The 23,462-nt window shown below is 38.5% G+C and carries 15 protein-coding genes; 6 read left to right on the top strand and 9 right to left on the bottom strand.

Annotated elements, in window-relative coordinates; translation table 11 throughout:
• Positions 1-17: 17 nt before the first annotated feature.
• The gene (locus tag IL355_RS05165; RefSeq protein WP_192461090.1) at positions 18-956 is read right to left on the bottom strand and encodes a mevalonate kinase family protein; all 939 of its coding nucleotides are present in this window, start codon (positions 954-956) and stop codon (positions 18-20) included.
• A gap of 178 nt (positions 957-1,134) precedes the next feature.
• Positions 1,135-2,220: a diphosphomevalonate/mevalonate 3,5-bisphosphate decarboxylase family protein gene (locus IL355_RS05160; protein WP_192461089.1), complete on the bottom strand. Its 1,086-nt coding sequence runs from the start codon at positions 2,218-2,220 to the stop codon at positions 1,135-1,137.
• An 88-nt stretch (positions 2,221-2,308) separates the two neighbouring features.
• Here IL355_RS05160 and IL355_RS05155 point away from each other — a divergent pair, with 88 nt between their 5' ends.
• The gene (locus tag IL355_RS05155) at positions 2,309-2,782 is read left to right on the top strand and encodes a TspO/MBR family protein (RefSeq protein WP_192461088.1); all 474 of its coding nucleotides are present in this window, start codon (positions 2,309-2,311) and stop codon (positions 2,780-2,782) included.
• Here IL355_RS05155 and IL355_RS05150 read toward each other — a convergent pair.
• From IL355_RS05150 to IL355_RS05120, 7 genes are all read right to left on the bottom strand, one after another.
• Complete coding sequence (locus IL355_RS05150; protein WP_192461087.1) at positions 2,775-3,323, bottom strand: DUF1697 domain-containing protein; 549 nt, start codon at positions 3,321-3,323, stop codon at positions 2,775-2,777. The two genes, IL355_RS05155 and IL355_RS05150, sit on opposite strands and share 8 nt — an antisense overlap.
• Complete coding sequence (locus IL355_RS05145) at positions 3,324-4,592, bottom strand: BaiN/RdsA family NAD(P)/FAD-dependent oxidoreductase (RefSeq protein WP_192461086.1); 1,269 nt, start codon at positions 4,590-4,592, stop codon at positions 3,324-3,326. It abuts the gene before it with no gap.
• Positions 4,592-5,287, bottom strand: a complete 696-nt coding sequence (locus IL355_RS05140) for a glycerophosphodiester phosphodiesterase (protein WP_225621115.1) — start codon at positions 5,285-5,287, stop codon at positions 4,592-4,594. The genes IL355_RS05145 and IL355_RS05140 overlap by 1 nt, the downstream gene beginning before the upstream one ends.
• A gap of 53 nt (positions 5,288-5,340) precedes the next feature.
• The gene (locus IL355_RS05135) at positions 5,341-7,119 is read right to left on the bottom strand and encodes an alpha-amylase family glycosyl hydrolase (protein ID WP_192461084.1); all 1,779 of its coding nucleotides are present in this window, start codon (positions 7,117-7,119) and stop codon (positions 5,341-5,343) included.
• 37 nt (positions 7,120-7,156) lie between these two features.
• Positions 7,157-9,469 carry a glycoside hydrolase family 65 protein gene (locus tag IL355_RS05130; RefSeq protein WP_192461083.1) on the bottom strand — a complete coding sequence of 771 codons (2,313 nt, stop codon included), beginning with the start codon at positions 9,467-9,469 and terminating at the stop codon, positions 7,157-7,159.
• A 91-nt stretch (positions 9,470-9,560) separates the two neighbouring features.
• Positions 9,561-10,214: a beta-phosphoglucomutase gene (gene pgmB, locus IL355_RS05125; protein WP_192461082.1), complete on the bottom strand. Its 654-nt coding sequence runs from the start codon at positions 10,212-10,214 to the stop codon at positions 9,561-9,563.
• A 54-nt stretch (positions 10,215-10,268) separates the two neighbouring features.
• Positions 10,269-11,297 carry a LacI family DNA-binding transcriptional regulator gene (locus tag IL355_RS05120; RefSeq protein WP_192461081.1) on the bottom strand — a complete coding sequence of 343 codons (1,029 nt, stop codon included), beginning with the start codon at positions 11,295-11,297 and terminating at the stop codon, positions 10,269-10,271.
• A 343-nt stretch (positions 11,298-11,640) separates the two neighbouring features.
• Here IL355_RS05120 and IL355_RS05115 point away from each other — a divergent pair, with 343 nt between their 5' ends.
• Genes IL355_RS05115 through IL355_RS05095 form a run of 5 tightly spaced genes read left to right on the top strand, consistent with a single transcriptional unit; the run spans position 11,641 to position 23,461 of the window.
• A complete protein-coding gene (locus tag IL355_RS05115) occupies positions 11,641-14,658 on the top strand; it encodes a SusC/RagA family TonB-linked outer membrane protein (protein ID WP_192461080.1) in 3,018 nt (1,005 codons plus the stop codon).
• A 9-nt stretch (positions 14,659-14,667) separates the two neighbouring features.
• A complete protein-coding gene (locus IL355_RS05110) occupies positions 14,668-16,263 on the top strand; it encodes a RagB/SusD family nutrient uptake outer membrane protein (RefSeq protein WP_192461079.1) in 1,596 nt (531 codons plus the stop codon).
• A gap of 53 nt (positions 16,264-16,316) precedes the next feature.
• Positions 16,317-19,610: a VCBS repeat-containing protein gene (locus tag IL355_RS05105; protein ID WP_225621114.1), complete on the top strand. Its 3,294-nt coding sequence runs from the start codon at positions 16,317-16,319 to the stop codon at positions 19,608-19,610.
• Positions 19,570-20,178: a hypothetical protein gene (locus tag IL355_RS05100; protein WP_192461078.1), complete on the top strand. Its 609-nt coding sequence runs from the start codon at positions 19,570-19,572 to the stop codon at positions 20,176-20,178. Before IL355_RS05105 ends, IL355_RS05100 begins: the two co-directional genes overlap by 41 nt.
• A gap of 4 nt (positions 20,179-20,182) precedes the next feature.
• A complete protein-coding gene (locus IL355_RS05095) occupies positions 20,183-23,461 on the top strand; it encodes a VCBS repeat-containing protein (RefSeq protein WP_192461077.1) in 3,279 nt (1,092 codons plus the stop codon).
• Position 23,462: the final 1 nt, after the last annotated feature.

Genomic DNA, 23,462 nt, shown 5'->3' with positions numbered 1-23,462 from the left:
GCTCGAAAAGTAGCGACTTAGAAGTTATAGACTACCTCCAAATTGTAACCCTGCAAGGACTTTTTGGCCTTGTCAATATCTTGGGTAAAACCTAAAATGTAGCCTCCACCTCCAGAACCACAAAGTTTAAGATAGTATTCATTGGTTTCGATTCCTTTTTGCCACAGTTCATGAAATTTTGCCGGAATCATGGGCTTAAAGTTATCAAGCACTACGTGAGAAAGTTGCTTTAAATTTCCAAAGAGCGATTTTACATCGCCTTTTACAAAGTCTTCTACACAAGCATCGGTATGTTTTATGAATTGGTTCTTTAGCATGCTCCTAAATCCTTCTTGTTTCATTTTTTCCATAAAGATTTGGACCATAGGGGCTGTTTCTCCTGTAGAACCACTATCCAATAAAAATACAGCTCCTTTACCTTCCAAATTCTGAGCGGGAATGCTGGTGGACTCTATATTATCTTGGGAATTGATGAGTATAGGCAAACTTAAATAACTGTTCAATGGATCAAGACCGGAAGATTTTCCGTGAAAGAAGGATTCCATCTTACCAAAAATCTGTTTTAACCTAAGTAACTTTTCTCGCGTAAGATTTTCAAGAATAGTTATCTTATCCAAGGCATACTTATCATAAATAGCGGCAACAAGCGCTCCGCTGCTCCCTACTCCATAACCCTGAGGAATGGAACTATCAAAATACATTCCGCCGGCAACATCTGCCTTTAGCGATTCAAAATCAAAGGAAACTAATTTTGGATCGTTTTTGTGTATCATTTCCAAGTAACCGGCAAACTCCCTTAAACTTCTATTGGAACTTTTAGCGGTATCAGACAGATTATCATCTGATTTCAGAGCGCCTTTAAAGAAGTTGTAGGGTATGGACAACCCTTTGGAATCTTTTATGATACCGTACTCTCCAAAAAGAAGAATCTTAGAATAAAATAATGGTCCCTTCATTGTATGGTCGATAAGGATACTGCAAAAATAAGAAATAAACTATTGTGTTCTATTCAATTGGTGCTAAACAACTTGAATACGCTATCAAAATCTTCGTTCGAGCGCATTTCCGCTTTTTACAACCCAAATTACTTGCTTTTAGTATTTTATTATACGTAAAAAAATAGCTGAAAGGACTTTAAATCAATTTAATGGCACCAGTTCCTACTTGATCCTCAATAAATTGCCCGTTTTGGCAAAGTGGGGCCAGCTCTTCTTTTATGAACTTGAGCACCACTGTTTTCTCCTCCGCAGGGTATAATACGTGTACATTGGCACCTGCATCCAAAGTGAAGCAAAGATGGCTATTTGATTCCCCCCTAAAAGCCCATATTTTATTGATAATCGTTAAGGTATTGGGTTTCATTAAAATAAAATAAGGGCTACTGGTCAACATCATGGCATGTAACGTGAGCGCCTCACTTTCTACCACCTGTATAAAGCCCTCCAAATCACCCGTTTCGAAAATGGTTTTTAACTTATCCAAATTAGAATGTGCTTGTTGAAAACGTTGTTCTGCAAAAGGATGATGGTGCATAAGTCCATGACCCACGGTACTACTAACTGTTTTTTCCCCCTTATCGACCAAAAGTACGGTATCACAAAAATCTTGGAACACTGCATGCGTTATATATGGATACGGAACTCCGTACAAATCACTACTATTTTCAATTCCCCTATAACTTCCCCATTGAACCAAAGGTCCTTCAACACTTCTACATGCACTTCCAGAACCTAAGCGCGCCAGAAAAGAGGCTTTTTGATTAAAAAAATCAAGATGAATGGTAGGGTTCAGTTCTTTTTCCATATCCATTAGACACAAGGCCAAAGCAGACATTCCACTTGCCGAAGATGCAATTCCACTGCTATGGGGAAAGGAGTTGGAACTCTCAATTACCAAATGATATTCCGTTAGAAAGGGTAGATATGCCTGTATCCTGGTTAAAAAGGTCTGGATTTTGGGTTTAAATTCTTCTTTGGGGCTTCCCTCAAACAGGAAATCGAAAGAAAACTGATGCTGCTTTTCCTTCAATTTTTCGTAACTGACCGTAGTTGTAGTAAAGCAAGAATTCAATGTAAAACTAATGGATGGATTAGCCGGAATTTGGTTTTCCCTTTTGCCCCAATACTTAACCAATGCAATATTACTGGGCGACCTCCAAGATGATTTGCCTGATGCTGGCAAATTCTTATATGAATTGGGTATAAAACGGGACTCGGTCATAAGCACAATTTTGTGCAAATATACTTTTTAACCCGCTCATCTAAGCTCAAAGAAATAATTTGTTAACTTAGGCTTGAAAACCACCCACTTGAAAAGCAAAATACTTCATATAAGCTATGCCGTGGGCATTTGCCTGATTATTGGGTTATTGGGAAGCTTTGTAACCCAAACTTCGGTTAACGACTGGTACCTTACCCTAAACAAACCTAGTTTTACGCCTCCCGCTTGGATTTTTGCTCCTGTATGGACCATGCTTTACATTATGATGGGAATCGCTGCCGGCATTGTATGGACCAAAGGGTTTTACCATTTATGGGTAAAAACGGCTCTTTACCATTTTGTGTTTCAACTTTTGTTGAACGCTTCATGGAGCATTGTATTTTTTGGGCTTAAGGAGCTTTTTTGGGCCTTGATAGTCATTGTATCCTTGTTGATACTTTTAATTTTTACTATCAGATGGTTCAAGGTGGTAAGCAAAATCGCGGCTTGGTTACTTGTTCCCTACTTTATTTGGGTTTGTTTTGCTACCGTTCTCACCTATAGAATTTGGGAGCTCAATTAAGATTGGCTGCCATTTGGCCCAACTTTTCCATGGTTCTATGGTTTCGGGTCGTAGCTTCCACTTTTAATTTTCGTTCTATGAGATTGTTGTTAAGTTTGGCTTTCCCATATCCAGTATTACATTGTAGATAAACACAAGTATCCGTCACGTAAAATTCTTCATTTTCATAGACTTCTTCCTCTAAATGTTTTACCAACATGGAATCTGGCTTATTTTTTAACAGAACATAGTAAATTTTACCGTTATCCTTCTCGAGGTTTTTTTCAAATGGATTACTTGTAAGAATCGTATCCAAACCAGTCTTTGTAATGACCAAAACAGGCACCTGAAAACCAAACTCTTTCTCAATTGTTTCCTGTATTTTATTTTCCAAAACACTTTTGTCCTCTTCAAGCGAAGAGAATACCACGTTTCCACTTTGTATGTAGGTAGTAACCTTATCCAAGCCATTTTCCTCCAACAACGAACGCAATTGTGCCATAGGAACTTTTTTGGTTCCGCTTACGTTGATACCCCGCAAAAACGCAATATATACAGTCATTTACAAGGTATTAGTAATTGCTTTGGCTACCATATAACCGCCGGTCCAAGCATTCTGAAAATTGAATCCTCCTGTTATAGCATCCACATTTAAGATCTCTCCGGCAAAATATAAATCAGGTAAAAGTTTGCTTTTATAAGTCCTGAAGTCAACTTCCTTTAAATCTACACCTCCAGCGGTAACAAACTCTTCCTTAAAAGTAGATTTACCCTCAATCTTGAGTTCACACTCTGTTAATTGCGCTGCCAAATTTTCCAATTGTTGTTTGTTGATATCCGCCCACTTATCGGCTTTATTTATTCCGGATGCCTTTACCAAATTGGTCCATAACCTTCTAGGAACCTCAATAGCTTTGGTCCGCAAAACAGTTTTTCTTCCTTCCACTTCTTTCACTTCCCGTAAATAGCCCAAGAGCCCCTCATAATTATAGTCCGGCATCCAATTGACCACAACTTTAAAGTTGTACTTATAGTCGTGTAATAAACGAGCACCCCAAGCCGACAATTTTAAGATGGCGGGACCGCTGAGTCCCCAATGCGTAATGAGTACGGGACCATCAGCATACAAAATTGGTGTTCTAGTCTTTTTACTTTTAAGTCTTACGGTAATCTTACTTTCAAGCAAATTGTTCTCAAAAATCTCAACACTGGCATTGGTAGCCACCCCTGGAATTCCGGCTATTCGCGTATCCTTACAATTAAAGGTGAATAAGGACGGTACAGCAGTCTCAATAGTATGGCCCAGTTGCTTTAGTATATTCCAAATTTTAGGATTGCTACCCGTTGCCAGCACAAGTTTTTTACATTCATAGGAGTGCTTGATGGTTTTGATTTGCCACCCCTTTGCTGTATTTTCAAAATGGGTTACTGCACTATGTTTTAATACCTTTACACCTAATTTTTGGGTAAGATTCAAAAAACAATCGATTATGGTCTGTGAAGAATCCGATACCGGAAAAATACGTCCGTCCTCCTCTATCTTTAAAGAAACCCCATGTTCTTCAAAAAATGCCATGGTATCTCCGCTAGCAAAGGTGTGATAAGGCCCAAGGAGTTCTTTTTCCCCTCGGGGATAATTCTTAACCAACATGTTAGGGTCAAATTCTGCATGGGTAACATTACACCTTCCTCCGCCGGAAATTTTTACTTTTCCCAGCACTTCTTTCCCCCTTTCGAGAATTGCTATTTTAAGAGTTGGTTTCGTCTTTGCCAGTTGAATGGCCGTAAAAAAACCGGCAGCACCTCCTCCAACAATAATAACATCAAACATTACTTGACTCTTTCAGGATAATTGGTAATGATACCGTCTACCCCCAATCTTTTCATTCCCATGATATCCTGCTCATCATTAACCGTCCAAGGGTAAATTTTTAATCCCGCTTCCTTTAAGGCCACATTGTTTTCCGCATTAAGTTGCTCAAAATGGGGATTTACAGCTTCGGCATTTAATTCCTTCGCTATTTCAATTGCATTTAGTGGATCCTTACCCGTTAAAACAGCAATCGGTATTTCAGAATTGGAGGCACGCATATCTCTTAACTCTTCCCACTTAAAACTGGAAATAATGAAATTATTCAATTTCCATGGTCCATTTTCAATATTCTCCTCAACAATCCTGTTCACCTCCTCTGCCGTGTCCGCTCCTTTTAATTCGATATTTAAATCAACTTTAGCAGCCATTTCATCCAAAACTTCTTGCAAGGTGGGAACTTTATGACCGCCCTCAACGACCAATGCCCGCAATTGATCAAAAGAATAGTCTTCAATAAAGCCGCTTCCGTTGGTCAACCGGTCCACCTCATCATCATGGAAGACCATAATCTCCCCTGTTCTAATTTTAAAAATATCAATCTCGATCATATCAACCTTCAGTTCAATAGCCTTCTGAATTGAAGCCAATGTATTTTCAGTTTCGTGACCCATGGCACCTCTATGGCCTATGACAATTGGTTTATTTACACTCATACAAGAAGAGAATGTTAGAATTAGAAAAAGTACTATGAATGGGCTTCTACCTTTCATTTGGTATGTAGTTTAAAAATAAAGGATTCCAAAGGATGTACATCTACCCGCACCTTGGCGCTCCCCTCGTTAACAAATAAAGTTTCTTTATGACCGTACAGCATATCCTCCAAAAGGTACTCCCCATCCATCAAATTCCATTTTTCAATGATATCAGGCGGAAGCTGCAAGTGAAAACCAAACCAATCATAGGCGTGAAAATTGCTCACTACTACCAGTTTTTCATCATCTGACCAACGCACATAAGATAGCACATGGTGATTGTAATACTCCGTATGATCTCTATTATAAAAATGGATGTCTTGGTACTGCCCGGTCAAAGCATTGCTGTTAATGGTAAAATTGAGCAACCTTTTGTAGAATTCCCGTAGAGCAGTTTCTTCATCTGACAATTGGCCCCCATCAAATTTTTTATCGTTCACCCATCTCTGGTGATGTGGCACCCCGATATAGTCAAAAATTGAGGTTCTGGTAGGGCTGCCAAAACCAGCGTGTTCCGCAGCAGGCTCCCCTACTTCCTGACCGAAATAAATCATTATTGAAGCGGTAGTCATGGTTGCGGACACCACCATGGCCGGTTTTCCCTTTAACGCATCACCAGCAAAATCTGGGGAAGCAATTCGTTGCTCGTCGTGATTTTCAAGAAAATGTAATAAATGATGTTCAATATCTTGGGTTCCTTTTTTCACCACCGAAATATGGTCCGTCCACCCATGGCCTTGCATGATATGTTTAAGGGAATCATACATTTCCACCTTATCGTACAGATAGTCCATTTTTCCTTTAAAAATGAAATTTCGGTATTCATGGGGATTGTACACTTCGGCCATTAAAAATGCATTGGGGTTCTGCATTTTTATATGCGAGTTCATATAGCTCCAAAATTCTACTGGAACCATTTCCGCCATATCATACCGGAAACCGTCCACTCCCTTTTTTAACCAATACAAGGCAATATCCTTAAACTTTACCCACGCCCCAGGAACAGATCGGTCATTCCAAAAATGAAAATGTTCCTCAAAAGATTTATGTGCAAACTCATCAGGAAGTATATCAAAATCGTACGAACCATCGGGTTTGACCCCGTAGTTGATTTTAACGGTTTCATACCAATCATTAAAATCAGGTTGGGCAGAACGGCTACCGTTACCTGTCCATTTCGCAGGGTTTTCCTCAAAATCAGGATATGGCGCTAAATCTTCTCCTCCTAAAGGCTGATAACCTTCTCGCCAATTAGGTACTTGAAATTCATGTTGAGGAATGTAGTAAAAATCATTGTCCCGGGTATATTCCACCGAAGTATCATCATCAGCCCCAAAAGGCCGAGAACCCTTGGGGGTGGAAGCCCCTTCATAGCTACGTGCTACGTGATTGGGCACAATATCGATAATGACCTTTAAACCTGCTTTATGCGTTCTTTTAATGAGGCTTACAAACTCTTGAAGTCGCTTTTCCGGATTTTTGGCCAAATCCGGATTCACATTGTAATAATCCTTTACAGCATAAGGTGAACCGGCCCTTCCCTTTACTACTTCCGGTGAATCATTTGAAATTCCGAAGGCAGAATAATCATTGATCAGGGCGTGGTGTACGACTCCTGTGTACCAAATATAAGTACAGCCCAAATCTTTAATTTCCCTAAGCGCCTTGGGGGTAAAATCAGCAAATTTGCCCACACCGTTTTCCTCTACAGTACCCCATGGCTTGTTGTTGGTATTGGAATTACCGAATAGCCTTGTAAAAACCTGATAAACTACCTCCTTTTGCTTTGCCATTATCTCCAATTACTTATATACCTCAGAGACCTCAACTTTAATGAGGTACCGAAATATCCCTACCGGGCTTCAATTCTACTTCTTTCTGATTGCACCTTATAGTAATGGAATCATCCCCGGAAATTGAAAACTCCGTTTCTTTCTGTTTCACGGATACTTTCACCACACTTCCCCTAAAATTAATTTTAAACGAATAGGAATCCCATTTTTCAGGAATCCTAGGGTTGAACAACAATTGGTCGTCAGCCACACGCATGCCCCCAAAACCTTCAACGATACTCATCCACGTACCCGCCATTGAGGTGATGTGCAAACCTTCTTCCACCTCTTTATTGTAATCATCCAAATCCAAGCGAGAGGTTCTTAGGTAAAATTTATAAGCCTGCTCCATTTGGTTAAGTTTCGCCGCCTGAATACTATGAACACAGGGTGAAAGCGATGATTCATGAACCGTAAAGGGCTCATAGAAATCAAAGTGTCTCTTGAGTTCTTCTTTAGAAAAGTGATCTTCAAAGAAGTAAAAACCCTGAAGTACATCTGCCTGCTTGATATAAGGCGAGCGTAAAATACGGTCCCAACTCCATTTTTGATTGATCGGTCTCTGTGCCGATGGTAAATCTTTTACGGTGATCAATTCTTTATCCAAAAATCCATCTTGCTGCAGGAACACCTGTTTTTCCTCGGAATACGGAAAGTACATTTTGTCCGCCACTTTTTTCCAATGGGCAACCTCTCCATCGGTCAGCTTGGTCTTCCCTACAATTCTTCTATAATCATCTTCAAAACCATCGTGAACCCTTTGCAATTGCTCCACAGTAAAATTGATGCACCATTGGGCCAAATAGTTGGTGTACCAGTTATTATTTACGTTATTTTCATACTCATTGGGCCCGGTTACTCCAAGAATGACATATTTCTGTTTCTGTTCTGAAAAACTGGCTCTTTGATGCCAAAAACGGGCAATACCAATAAGCACTTCCAGACCCATTTCTGGAATATAGGAATAGTCTCCCGTAAATCGGTAATAATTGTAAATAGCAAATGCTATAGCGCCGTTTCGATGAATTTCCTCAAAGGTAATTTCCCACTCATTGTGACATTCTTCACCGTTCATGGTGACCATGGGGTATAGTGCCGCCCCGTTTGTAAAACCTAACTTTTGGGCGTTCTCAATAGCTTTTTGAAGGTGATTGTAGCGGTATTTCAATAAATTTCTGGCAACCTGTTGATTTTTGGTAGCCATATAGAACGGAATGCAATAGGCTTCGGTATCCCAATAGGTACTTCCCCCGTATTTCTCACCAGTAAATCCCTTTGGGCCGATATTCAATCTGGAATCCCTTCCTAAGTAGGTCTGGTTCAACTGAAAAATATTAAAGCGGATACCTTGTTGTGCTTTTACATCGCCCTCAATGGTTATATCGCTCATTTCCCAAATCTCTGCCCATGATTGCTTTTGTTTATCTAAAAGTGTCTCAAATCCCAAATCTTCAGCCTTTTTCAACACCTCTTTAGAAATATCCACCAAATTCTTTCCTTGGTGGTTTCTTTCAACGGTATATCCCCCAAATTTTTGAAGCGACAGTGTATCTCCCTTGCTTATCTTTTGGGAATATTCATGCCCCACCCACAAGTCTTTCGAAGTTGATTTGGGTTCTTTCTTCAGTATTTCCCCATTCAACAACAATTGCGATTGCATGAACGTACAAGTCTTGAATTGGGTCTTCATGGTATAGGCTTCAATGAAACCTTGATTACCATGAACATCGATATTGGTAGTATTCCAGAATTTATCGTCCCAGTTAGAATCTTCATTGGTGATACCACTATCCAAGTACGGCTGAAATTTCACCTCTAAATCGGAATCAATGGCGGTTACATTATACTGAATAGCCCCAACTTCATCTAAATGTAGACTGAGAAAACGAATTGCTTCCACCTGAATTTTTCTATCGTTTGGCAGAACCGCTTCAAACGTACGCCTATACCAACCTTCTTTCATATTAAGTTCGCGGGAGTACCCATTTACTTCCTTACAGGTATTTAAATCTAGAGCTTCCCCATTGACCCAAATATTGATACCTATCCAATTCGGAGCGTTGAGTACCTTGGCAAAATATTCAGGATACCCATTCTTCCACCAACCTACTCTGGTCTTATCCGGATAATAAACCCCAGCGATGTAACTTCCCTGAAAAGTTTCTCCGGTATAGGTTTCCTCAAAATTGGCTCGCTGCCCCATGGCACCATTACCTAAACTGAAGATACTTTCCGAAGATTGAACTAACTCCTTATCAAAACCTTCCTCAATAATGGACCAAGGAGTAGCTTTTAAATATTCTTGATTCATAACAACTTAATTACTTGCAATTCAAAATTAGAAATATATAAGTAGCCCTAACCGTAAAGTTGGGATTAAAAACAATAAAAAAATTATGCTTCTAGGAAATTAATTGACCCAGAAAATCATTGCTGATTTCCGTAAAATCTTTAAAGTTATATTGCGCTTCTGAAAGAATACTTTCATCCCCAATTCCAATACTGGTCATACCGGCATTGTTTGCTGCTTGTATACCTGCTACTGCATCTTCAAAGACCACACAGGCTTCAGGAGACACACCCAACTTGTTGGCTCCAATAAGAAAAACCTCCGGGTCCGGTTTGGCCTTGGTAACGTTGGTTCCATCTACCAAATACTCAAAATAGGAGATAAGACCTACTTTTTCAAGAATTGCCCTTGCGTTCTTACTGGCAGACCCTAATGCCATGGGAATATTTTTTCCTTTTAGGTAATTAAGCACCCGCGGCACATCTGGTAGAATTTCAGAGCTATCCATTTCGTCGATGTAGGCTAGGTAATCCTCATTTTTCTCTACCATCCAAGTATCAAACTGCTCTTGCGTAGCGGTCACGTTGCCAATATCCAACAAAATCTCAAGACATCTTTTTCTGCTCACCCCCTTGAACAATTCATTTTGTTCCAAGGTAAATTCAAAGCCAAGTTCATTGGCCAACTTTTTCCAAGCGAGGTAGTGATATTTAGCGGTATCAACTATGACGCCATCCAAATCAAAGATAAAGGCCTTAATTCCCATACATAGAATTTTAAATTAAAGCCTGTAAGTTATAACAAGAAATAAAACTGAAAGTTAATTTAAGGTAGATTCTCTATTGATAATACTTGCTTTAACGATTTCGGTCTTAAAACTTTCTTCTTCCTCCCCTTCATCTTCCCGCTCTACTCGATCAATGAGCAATTTTGCTGCCATTTCACCCATTTGAATACCATGTTGGGCAACAACGGTAAGGGTTGGGTTGGAATATCTTGAAAGTAAACCATCTGTAAAACCAATGAAAGAAATATCCTTGGGTATTTTCATTCCTCGTTTTTTGGCTACGCCCATACATTGTATAGCAAAAATTTCATTAACGCTAAGTACGGCGTCAACATCGGTAGTATCAAAAAAAGCGTCTATCATACTTTCTTGAATATCATCATAAGGTATCACTAAAACCAGATCATTATCTACCTCTATACCATATTCATTGAGCGCTCGTTTATAACCTTCTGCACGTTTTTCACTAACATTAAAATAACTTTCAGTTGTAGCTAGCGCAATTCTTTTACGGCCTTCTTTTAAAAGTTTTTTAGTAGCCTCAAAGGCAATTTCCTCATCGTTTAAAATAACCTTATCGCAATCTAAATCATCCGTAACTCGATCAAAAAGGACTAAAGGCGTACCTTGATCTAAAACTTGTTTAAGGTGAGTAATATCATTTTTTTGTTGCGTTTCAGCGGAAAGTGACATAATAAAGCCATCAATACTACCATTATTCAACATTTCCATATTGATAACCTCCTTATCAAAAGTCTCGTCAGAAACACATATAATTACATTATATCCCTGTTCGTTAGCATATTTTTCAATACCACGAAATACCGTTGTAAAAAAATGGTGCACAATATCCGGAATGACCACCCCAATATTTTTGGTACGCTTATTTTTAAGGCTTACTGCAATATTGTTAGGCTTGTAATTATATAGCTTGGCAAACGCCTGAATCTTTTCCTTGGTATCCTCGCTGATCTCATCACTATTCTTTAGTGCTTTTGAGACTGTAGAAATGGAAACTTCCAATTCACGAGCAATATGCTTGAGAGTTATCTTTTGTTTCATTACCTAGTTTTGTGTCAGTGAAAATAATGTTAAAAAGCCAAAATGCCCGAAAACGTTTGATTTTTAACAAAAAATGGACACAAATAGATTTAAACGTATTTTTCCTACAAAAAAGAAAATTTTTATATTTGTTTTATAATCCGAAATACCTATTTTTCAAAGACGAAAACATGAAATCCCTTAAAAACATTGAATTTCTTTGATTTCATCGTAAATTTGAAAAAGTTATTAACACGAAACCGTTTTCGATACTAACTATTTTACCCAGCCCCCTTTTTTAACTAGCTTTTTACATATTTTTAACTTTTGAACTGAAATTATAACTCAACTTAAATCATTCTTTATGAAAATTACATTTTTAAAGAACCTCTTAATGCTTGGAGCATTCCTATGCTTTGGTATTATACAGGCACAAGAGGTATCAGGAACAGTTTCCGATGCCAGTGGCCCCCTACCAGGAGCCAGTGTTGTCATAAAAGGAACTACGAATGGTACCCAAACAGATTTTGACGGTAATTATACATTATCTGATGTTCAGGACGGTGATATCCTTTCCTTTAGTTACATTGGCTATAAAGGTCAAGATGTAACAGTTTCCGGTCAAAGTACTATTGATGTGGTACTTGAGGAAGATGCCCAAGCATTGGAAGAAGTTGTAATCGTAGGATATGGTAGTCAACAGAAAAAGGAAATTACAACCGCGGTAACTAGTGTTAGCTCTGAAGACTTTAACCAAGGTACCGTAAATGACCCTACTCAACTTTTACAAGGTAAAGTAGCTGGTTTGACCATTGTGAATAAAGGTGGCGACCCAAACACCAACGGTACTGTACGCTTAAGAGGTATATCTACGATTGGAGGTAACCAAGAGCCATTGGTAGTAATTGATGGGGTACTTGGCGGGTCCTTAAATAACGTGGACCCTAATGATATTGAAAACATAACCGTTCTAAAGGACGGTTCTGCGGCAGCTATCTATGGTACACGAGGTTCTGCTGGTGTTATTTTGATAACTACCAAATCAGGTAAAGTAGGCCAGCCTATGCAGTTGACTTATAATGGTCAATTTGCGACTTCATCGATAGCGAATCAAATAGACATTATGAATGCCGATGAGTTTTTAGCTGCAGGAGGTAATGATTTGGGTAGTGACACTGATTGGATTGACGAAGTTACCCAAACCGGTTATTCCCATGTACATAATATTGCAGCTGTTGGGGGTACCAATGATGTTTCTTATCGTGTTTCTGGTAACTTTAGAAAATTAGACGGTATACTTTACAATACAGGATTCAAGCAACTTAATGCCAGAACCAATCTTACTGCCAGACTTTTTGATGACAAATTGAAAATTGATTTCAATTCTGCTTTGACTAGAAGAGATAGTAAATACGGTCTTAATGAAGCCTTAAGATATGCTATTACTTATAATCCAACTGCTCCAGTCTTTGGAAAGGATGCACCTTTTCCTTTCTCTTCCGGACAATATGGAGGTTTCTTTGAAACCTTAGGTTTATTTGACAGTTTTAACCCTGCCTCTATTGCAAGACAAAGTGAAAATGATGGAACCACCAATACCATCAATTATAGTATGAACTTTAACTATAGATTGACGGACAATTTGGCGGCCAATGTTAATTTTGCGACTCAAAACATTAAGAACAACAGGTCTCAGTACTATCCTACCACAGCTCTCTACTTAGGAAATGCGGTGAGCCCTACAACACGAGGTTTGGCTAATTTCCTGACCCAAGAGACTAAATTTGATCTTTTTGAAGGATTCGCAACCTATAACAATACAATTGGAGACAATATATCCTTTACATTAACAGGTGGTTACTCCTTTCAAGAGACTGATTTTAACAATGTTTTCTTTCAGTTAGGTGACTTCCCCCCAGGGATTCAATTTGATTTCAGAAACAACATAGAAAGTTCTCAAGACTTGACCGAAGCGGGTCGTATTGTTGCAAACAGTGACCGAAGAGATGGAGATAGAATTGTGGCTTTCTTTGGTAGATTAAATGCTACTTTTGACGATGCCATTTATCTAAACGCTTCCTTAAGGCGTGAAGGTTCCAGTCGCTTTGGTTCTGAAAACCAATGGGGTCTTTTCCCTGCAGTAGCGGTCGGTGCAGATTTAAATAAGTATTTGGATTTAAATAATGTAAACCTTTTGAAAGCTAGATTGGGTTACGGTGTTACAGGTGCTATACCGCCAGAGGTGGGACTTTTTGCCACAACCTATGCATTAAACCCCGGAACAAGCGGACAAGACGGTTCAAGTACAGGTCAAGGAAATCGTGCTCCCAATGCAGATTTAAAATGGGAAGAAAAAGCAGAGCTTAACTTCGGTATTGAATTTGCCACTGAGAGACTTTCTGCAACTTTAGATTTGTACACCAGAAATATTGATGATTTCATTAGCTTGGTAAACGTAGATGCCGCTTTATTTGGAGGTATTAGCCAACGATATGAAAATGCCGGACAATTGAAAACCAACGGTCTTGAGTTCACTGCTAACTATGATGCCGTTAAAAATGACAAGTTCAGCTATAACACAGGACTTATTTTCTCCACATATAAAACAACATTAGAGAAAAACCCTCAAGGTGATCAAGTTATTGCCAACTTAGGAGCTCCTGGACAGAACAACACCAGTGTTATTTTGGTAAGGGAAGGCGAAGAGGTTGGTCAAATTTGGGGTCCTGTATTTACTGGAGAGGTTAATGAAGCCGGTACTCCTCAATTAGAAGATGTAAATGGAGATGGTACTGTGGTAACGGACCAAGGTAAAGCCTTGGATGATGATGTAGATTTTGCCGTTCTAGGTAAAGGTCTTCCTGATTTTGAATTGGGGTGGACTAACCAAATAACGTTTGGTAATTGGGATGTTAATGCCTTCTTTAGAGGAGCCTTTGGACATAGTTTGGTAAACACCTTTAGGGCATTTTACGAACCCATTATAGGATCTCAGTCTTCCTATAATTTCATGAACACCAAATATGCACGCTCAGACATTAAAACGGCTCAGTTTAGCTCGTACTATGTTGAAAAAGCAGACTTTTTTAGATTGGACAACCTATCTGTGGGTTACAATTGGAACATTGATAGCGACCATGTTAAAGACATACGTCTTTCCTTGAGTGGTCAAAACTTGTTCACAATAACAGGCTATTCCGGTACAGATCCTGAACCAGTACTACAAGATTTTGGTGATAACAATTCCGCGAATGGTGAAATCGTTATTACAGATGGTGCAGTTGATACAGGTACGGCCAACCCTTTAGCTCCAGGTATTGATAGAAGAAATAGCTACTTCACCCAAAGAACTTTTACCTTAGGGCTTAACATTAACTTTTAAAAAAATACTATGAAACAATTATTTAAAATAACATGTCTCAGTACCATGCTCATAGCATTTTCATGTACTGATTTGGAAGATGAATTGGAAGATTCCTTCACAGAAGACCAGCAGTTCTCCAATAATGGAGTTTCCGTTGGTGGCGGTGACGGTGGTGGTGGAGCCCTTCTGGCACCTTTTGCTAGACTTAGGGCAGGAACCGCTGGAAACACTGGTTTCTTCGCAACTAATACCGTAACTGGTGATGACGTTGCAGTTACCCAAAAAGGTGGTGACTGGTTTGACGGTGGAATCTGGATACAATTACATAGACACACCTACGGTTCTACTCATGACCGTGTCAATGAACTTTGGAACGATGCCTATGCTGGTATAGGGGAATGTAACACCTCATTATCCAATTCACTAAATGCCAATCAAACGGCTCAAGTAAGGGCTCTTCGGGCCTATTTTTACTGGAGGCTGATGGATGGATTTGGAAGGGTTAAAATAATTACATCTCCGGGTGCTGATGCGCCTCAGTCCAGTCGTCAAGAAGTTTTTGATTTTATTGAAAGTGAATTGTTAGATGTATTAGGAATTTCAGCCGTAACAGCTAGCATGAATCTTTCTGGAAGTGATTTGAATACGGAGATAAGCAATTACAGAATCAATCAATATGCCGCTTTAGGAATATTGGCTAAACTTTATCTAAATGCCGAAGTTTATACCGGTACACCTAGATGGGAAGAAGCTCAATGGGCAGCAGAATACGTTCTAGATAACAGTCCATATCAACTATGTGCAGACGGTTGCTCCGTACCTAACCAGGCAAAAAGACCTAGCGTTGCTAGTGATCCGGAAACATTGGAGGGTTATGCAGCGGTTTTTGCTCCAAATAACGAAAACAACCCTGAAATTATTTGGGCTGCTGAATATGACCAAACAGGTGCCGGAGGTATGAACTTTAACATGATGACTTTACACGGGCCCAGTCAATTAACTTGGGGGTTAGATGTACAGCCTTGGAACGGTTTTGTTGTTCTGGAAGAATTCTATAATAGTTTTGAGGACGATGACCTTAGAAAAGAAGCTAACTTCCTTCAAGGACCTCAAACCGACTTTAACGGAGACCCATTATTGGATTATGCTGCAGATGATGGTGATTTGGTGATAGACTATAAGCCAAATATTAACGAATTGGAACCTAATGCTTGGAGAGATGGTGGTGTAAGAATGAAAAAATTCAGTTTTGCTCTTTTCCAAAGACAGGATATGAACAATGATTACCCCATTGTTCGTCTGGGAGATGTTCATTTAATTAGAGCGGAAGCAATGGCCAGGGCGCAAGCAGATTGGAACATGGCTTTACCCGATGTGAATGCGCTAAGAGATCGTGCCGGTTTGGACCCATTGGCTTCTTTGACCGCAGACAGTTTCTTGGCTGAAAGAGGAAAAGAAATGTTCCAAGAATCAAGCAGAAGAATCGACCTGATAAGATTCGGGAAATATGAAGATACATGGTGGGAGAAAACAGACTCTGATCCAAATAAAAGAATCTTCCCAATTCCACAAGCTCAAATTGATGCTTCTAACGGTTCTTTAACACAAAACCCAGGCTATTAAATCCAATGGTTTTATAAATTGCAAGGGTTGTTCCAAGGAACAACCCTTTTTTTATGCAAAAACAAAATATGATGAGGTTTTACTTTTTAATTTTTGGGATTCTCGCTTTTTCCTGTACTCCAGAGGTTTCCGAAAACTCCAAAGCAACCTCACTTTTTACACTTAAAAAACCTTCCGAAACCGGAATAAATTTTGAAAACAATCTAACATACACTGAAACTTTTAACCCTTACTTATATAGAAATTTTTATAACGGCGGAGGTATTGCCATTGGGGATGTAAATAATGATGGCTTAGAAGACATCTACTTTACTGGGAATATGGTGGACAATAAACTCTATTTAAACAAAGGAAATTGGAAATTTGAGGAAATCGCTCTTTCGGCAGGCGTAAGCTGCCCTAATGTTTGGTCCACTGGTGCCACCTTTGCAGATATTAATAACGATGGTTTTTTAGATTTATATGTTTGTAAATCCGGAAAACCAGAAGGAAGCAATAGACATAATGAGTTATTTATTAATAATGGAGACCTAACTTTTACTGAAGAGTCAAAGAAGTACGGATTGGACATAATGGGACTTTCGGTCCACGCCGCTTTTTTTGATTACGACAAAGACGGCGACCTGGACGCTTATATTCTCAACAATTCATTAAAATCTATTGGTGGTTTTGATCTCATTAAAGATCAGAGATTAATCCCTGATGAGCAGGGTAATGGAAATAAATTTCTTAAAAACGAGGGAGGAACATTTGTAGACGCCACGCAGGATGTTGGTATTTTTTCAAGTGCAATTGGTTTTGGCCTTGGGATAACCCTCGGGGATTTTAATGACGACAGCTGGACAGATGTTTTTATTTCCAATGATTTTTTTGAGAGAGACTACCTCTATATTAATCTTGGAAACGGAAAATTTAAAGAAGACCTTGAAAGCTATTTTAGCTCCATTTCCATGGGCTCTATGGGCGCGGACCTTGCAGACCTTAATAATGATTTACTTCCGGACTTGATCGTAACGGAAATGCTACCCGAAACAGATGAACGAAAGAAAACCAAAACAGTTTTTGAATCTTGGGACAAACATGAAATGGCCGTAAGCAAGGGATATTTTTATCAATACCCAAGAAATGTACTTCAAAGAAACCTGGGAGGTTCATCATTTTCGGAAATTGGGCGGCAAGCTCAAATTTCAGCAACGGAATGGAGTTGGGCCGCTCTTTTATTTGATATGGATAATGATGGTCTACGTGACATTTTTATAAGTAATGGAATCTACAAGGATCTTTTGGACCGAGACTACCTCAATTTTGAGGCAAATGACGAAACCATCCGAAATAAATTAAACCAAAAAGAGAAAAACGTAATCACAAAACTTATTGACGGCATGCCCTCACAAGCAGTGGCAAATGGTACGTTTAAAAACGTAGGGAGTTTTAAATTTGAGAACAAGGCCAAAGACTGGGGCCTTGATTCTCCTTCCTTTAGCAATGGTAGTGCCTATGCAGATTTAGATAATGATGGAGATTTAGACCTGGTTTTGAACAATGTAAATATGCCATCATTTGTGTATGAAAACCAAACGGACACTACAAAAAACAGAAGCTTGCAACTTCAACTTCTCCAAAAAAAAGGGAACAGAAATGCCATTGGTGCAAAAATAAAGCTGTTGCAAAATAATGGCACAAAAGCCATGGCAGAGAATTTTGTATCCAGAGGATTTCAGAGCAGTGTTTCCTCTAAAATCCATTTTGGAATTGGAAAGGCTAAAACGGTGGATACCCTTATTATTGAATGGCCAGATGGCACCCTTCAAAAACTTAGTCATTTAGAAACCAATAAAACCCATACCATCAACCATCCGGAGGACACAGCAGAACCCCAGGCAGAAAACATCGGAAAAAAATCAAGATTTTTAACCCCCTCAGAGCATCTTTTTCATTTTAGACATCAAGAAAATAGATATACAGATTTCAATAATGAAAGGCTTTTAACTCAAGCCTATAGCAATGAGGGACCAGCCTTTGCCAAGCAAGATATCAACCAAGATGGAATAGATGATTATTTTGTTGGAGGAGCAAAAGGTCAAAATGGGCGTTTGTATATCTCTTCACAAAGCGGCCATAAAGAAGTAATCGAACCTTTTGTAAATGAAACTAATTCTGAAGACTCCGATGCCATCTTCTTTGATGCTGATAATGATGGTGATTTAGATTTGTATGTAGCGCATGGCGGAAGAGCATTCTCCCCCTACTCCCCAGACTTGCATGACACTTTTTACAAAAATGTAAATGGCTCTTTTGAAAAGGTAAATAAGGCCCTAAACTTTCCTAAAAGTATTAGCTCCTCAGTCGTAATTTCAAATGATATTGATTTAGATGGTGATTTAGATCTTTTCATAGGTGAACGATACCAAACCAACACCTATGGATTGCCAGGTTCCGGTTTTATTTTTGAAAATGATGGCTCCGGAAATTTCGCTTTGCGGCAAGAATTGAAAGACCTAGGCATGATTACCAGTGCTACATGGGTAGATATTGACAACGACCAAAAAGAAGAACTGATAGTTATTGGGGAATGGATGCCCATCAAAGCCTTTGCCAATAATGATGGAAAACTTTTAGATGCTTCTGAAAAATTAGGCCTCAAGGATTTGAGTGGCTTGTGGACTTCTATTTTTACTACTGATGTAGATGGAGATGGTGATAAAGACATTATAGCGGGTAATTTAGGATTGAATACCTATATGCAACCCGGTATGAGAATGTATATAAATGATTTTGACCAAAATGGATTTAAAGAACAAATAGTTTGCAATTCCAAAAATGGCAACTATTATCCCATTGTTGACAAGGACGAATTAATTGCCCAAATTCCATCTTTGAAAAAAAAGCTTTTATATTATAAAGATTACGCCACGGCCGATATGACAACCCTTTTTGATGAAAACATAATATCTGAAAGCTTTCAGTTGAATCTTGACATCATTGAAAGTGTAGTTCTTATTAATGAAAATGGAAAATTTTCAGTTAAAATATTACCTGCTGAATTACAGTATTCCCCTATTTACTCCATCATTTCAAAAGACGTCAATGAAGATGGAATAGATGAACTTTTCTTTGGTGGAAACCAATACATTGTGAAGCCACAATTTGGCAGATACGATGCTTCATCCGGCTGGGGCATAATAGGAAATAAAAATATTCCGATTGAAAAAAGGAAAGTTATTCCCTTATACATCCCAGGTCAAATACGATCTTTGGATTTCACTAAAAAAAACAATGAAAACATCCTAATTGCAACCATAAACAATGACAGTACCAAATTCTATCGATTTAACAAAGATTACTAGATTTTTATTAGTCGTTTTAATCTTAACTTCATTTTGTTGTTCCTCACCTAAATCAGAATATAAGGAATGGGCTGAACAAGAACTTGCAAGTGGTGTGATTCATGACTCGTTGGTTTTTAATCTTAAATTGGGCCAAACTAAAAAGGAGTTTTTTGAAACTTGCTGGAAACTCAATAAAAAAGGAATCATTAAACAAGGCCCCAATAACAAATTTGTAGAGTACAAATTACCATTAAAGAATAATCAGAACTTAAAAGATGCTGTTAACATGTTGTTCTATGGTATTTTTGATAATGGAAATTTAATGACCGGAATGAACTTTCAATTTTATCATACCGCATGGTCATTGTGGAACAAAGACTTACAATCAGATCAGTTGGTTCATTCTGTAAAAGACTCATTGACTAAATGGTATCCCGGCAATGATTTTAGGGCGATCACCCTTCCAAAGGACACCGTTGAATCATTGATTAAGATTGATGGAAATAGACGTATTATCATCAAACCCCTAGACGACCCAAGAATTGTAAAGGCCAGAATTGATGATTTAAGACATTATAGAGAATAAAAATATGCACAGATTTTTAATAATCCTCTTTATTTGCCTTATAACAGGCTCTTGTCATGAAACAAAGACAGAAACCAATCAAGAAAAAGGATTGGTTTTTAGCCTTTTAAAAGCTAACGAAACAGGAATTGATTTTACCAACACCCTATCTTATGACAATGCTTTCAATGTATACACCTATCGCAACTATTACAATGGCGGGGGTGTTGCTATAGGAGACATCAACAATGATGGACTTCAGGATATCTATTTTACCGCAAATCAAGAAGGTAATAGACTTTACCTTAACCAAGGGAATTTTAATTTTAAGGATATTAGCGAATCTAGTGGCACTATGGGTAATAAACCGTGGTCTACTGGGGTGGCGATGGTAGATATTAACGCAGATGGCTTGCTTGATATTTATGTTTGTAATTCCGGAGATTTAAAAGGGGAAAACAAACAAAATGAGCTTTTCATCAATAATGGAGACTTAACCTTTACGGAAGCTGCTGCGGAATACAACCTAGATGACAAAGGCTTTTCTACCCATGCTTCTTTTTTTGATTACGATAAGGATGGTGACTTAGACGCCTATATATTAAACAATTCATACAAAGCTATTGGTGGCTTTGACCTCAAACTCAATGAAAGAAATAAAAGAGATAAACTGGGAGGGGACAAACTTATGGAAAACCAAGATGGTAAATTCTATGACGTTAGTGAAAAAGCAGGAATTTATGGAAGCGTCATAGGGTTTGGCCTGGGAGTGACTGTAGGAGATGTAAATAACGATGGTTGGGAGGATATTTATGTCTCAAATGACTTTTTTGAGCGAGATTATCTATATATCAACCAGCAGAACGGAACTTTTAAAGAATCACTAGAAGAGCAGATTACGGCTACTAGTGGAGCTTCAATGGGGGCAGATATGGCAGATATCAACAATGACGGATTCAATGATATTTTTATCACAGAAATGCTTCCATCTGACTACCAAAGACTTAAAAGCGTTACTACCTTTGAAGATTGGAACAAATATCAACTTAAGTTGAGCACGGGATATTACCATCAGTTTACTAGAAATACCCTTCAACTTAACAACTCCAATAATTCCTTTAGTGAAGTTGGCCGCCTTAGTGGTGTAGAGGCTTCGGATTGGAGTTGGGGAGCCCTTATCTTTGATATGGATAACGATGGTCTCAAAGATCTATTTATAGCCAATGGAGCTTATAAAGATCTTACAGACCAGGACTATTTACAATATATTTCAAGTGAAGAAATTCTTAGGTCCATGATAGCAAATGATACAGTCAATTATTCCAAACTCATTGAAATCATTCCTAGCAATCCCCTTAAAAACCATGCTTATAGAAATAAGGGAAATCTAAGTTTTGAGGATTATAAGGCATCGGGGCTTCAGACCGAAAGTTTTTCCAATGGTGCTGCATATGGCGACCTTGATAATGATGGTGACTTGGATTTAGTGGTCAACAATCTCAATATGGAATCATTCGTTTACCGCAATAATACCCATGAACAACAAGCAGGGCACTATATTAAATTTGATTTGAAAGGAGAAGGAAAAAATACTTTTGCAATCGGTTCTAAAATAGAAATTAAAAACCTAAAAATCATTGTTGAAAACCAACCAGTAAGAGGCTTTCAATCAAGCATAGATATACGACCGAACATTGGTTTGAAGAACAATGATCTAATTGATGCAAAAATAACTTGGCCTTCAGGTAAAATTACCAACTTATCTAACATTGCCGTAGACTCCACATACACTTTATTCGAAAAGAATGCCACCCTTGAGGACCGTATTTCTGGAAATCAAAAGAAAATTTTCGCAATACAAAACAACACTATTGACTATCTCCATGAAGAGAATAGATTCAGTGATTTTGACAGGGAACGATTGCTTTCACATATGTGCAGTACCGAGGGTCCCAAAGGAAGCATGGGCGATGTAAATAGTGATGGTATTAAAGACCTTTTTATCGGGGGCTCAAAGGGATACTTACCTACAATTCTAATGGGCACAAAAGAGGGTTTTGAAAACAAAAATCAACCAGGCTTTGAAAAAAATAAGGGCTCAGAAGATGCAGGTAGCATTTTCTTTGATGCGGATAACGATGGGGACTTGGATTTATACGTCTGTAGCGGAGGAATTGAATTCTCACAAAGCTCCCCTTCTTTTATGGATAGATTATATTTTAATGATGGTCAGGGTAATTTTACTCTTTCTGATCAAAGACTACCTACAAAGATCGGTGTCCATAGCACTTCTACGGTTGAGGCCGCAGATATAGATGCTGATGGTGACTTGGATTTATTTGTAGGCGAGCGGGTTGTTCCTCTTAAATATGGGACCGCTTGTTCCGGATTCATCTTAAAAAATGACGGTAACGGGCAGTTTACGGATATCACCGCTGAAATTGCCCCCTACCTTCAAAACATTGGCATGATTACAGATGCCGTTTTTGAGGATTTTGATCAGGATGGAGACCAGGATTTGATAGTTGTTGGAGAGTTTATGCCTATTGAAATACTTGAAAACAATAATGGAAAATTCACTCCCTTAGACAACCCTGACTTAAAAAAACTTCGTGGCTGGTGGAATACTATTGAAAAAGCAGATTTAGATGGAGATGGTGACCAAGATTTTATTGTGGGTAATTTAGGTCTCAATAGTAGATTTAAGGCTACATCAGAAAAACCGGTCACACTATATTCCAATGATTTTGATGGTAATGGCTTTACAGACCCAATTCTAGCCTTTAAGGCAGATAATGGTAAAGATTACCCCTACGCCTTACGGCATGATTTAACCGCACAAATAAAAAAGCTTACCAAAAAATTTCCAAGCTATGAATCATTTAAAAATGCCGATATTACCACTATTTTTTCTCCAGAAGAATTAGCGGGCACAACTATTGTTCAAGCCAACACCTTCGCATCCATCATAATTATAAATGAAGGTAAAAATAAATTTAAGGTTCAAGAATTACCAATTGAAGCTCAATACAGTACTACCTATGCTATTTCAGCCCATGATTTTGATTCAGATGGTGATATGGATTTAATTCTTGGAGGTAACCTTTTTGGGGTGAAGCCTGAAATGGGCAGGTATGATGCCAGCTATGGTACTTATTTAGAAAATATGGGAACTATGAACTTCAAAGCCCACCCTGATGGAAATGGTTTCCATCTAAACGGTGAAATTAGGGATTTATTTATCACTCAAAATACAATAATTGCCACCAGAAATAATGACTCACTGGGCATATTTAAGTTTTAAA

It is taken from the genome of Euzebyella saccharophila (assembly GCF_014855495.1).
Taxonomy (GTDB): Bacteria; Bacteroidota; Bacteroidia; order Flavobacteriales; family Flavobacteriaceae; genus Euzebyella; species Euzebyella saccharophila.
The sequence above is the reverse complement of the archived record's forward strand: the minus strand, read 5'-3'. Positions and strand labels throughout refer to the sequence as shown.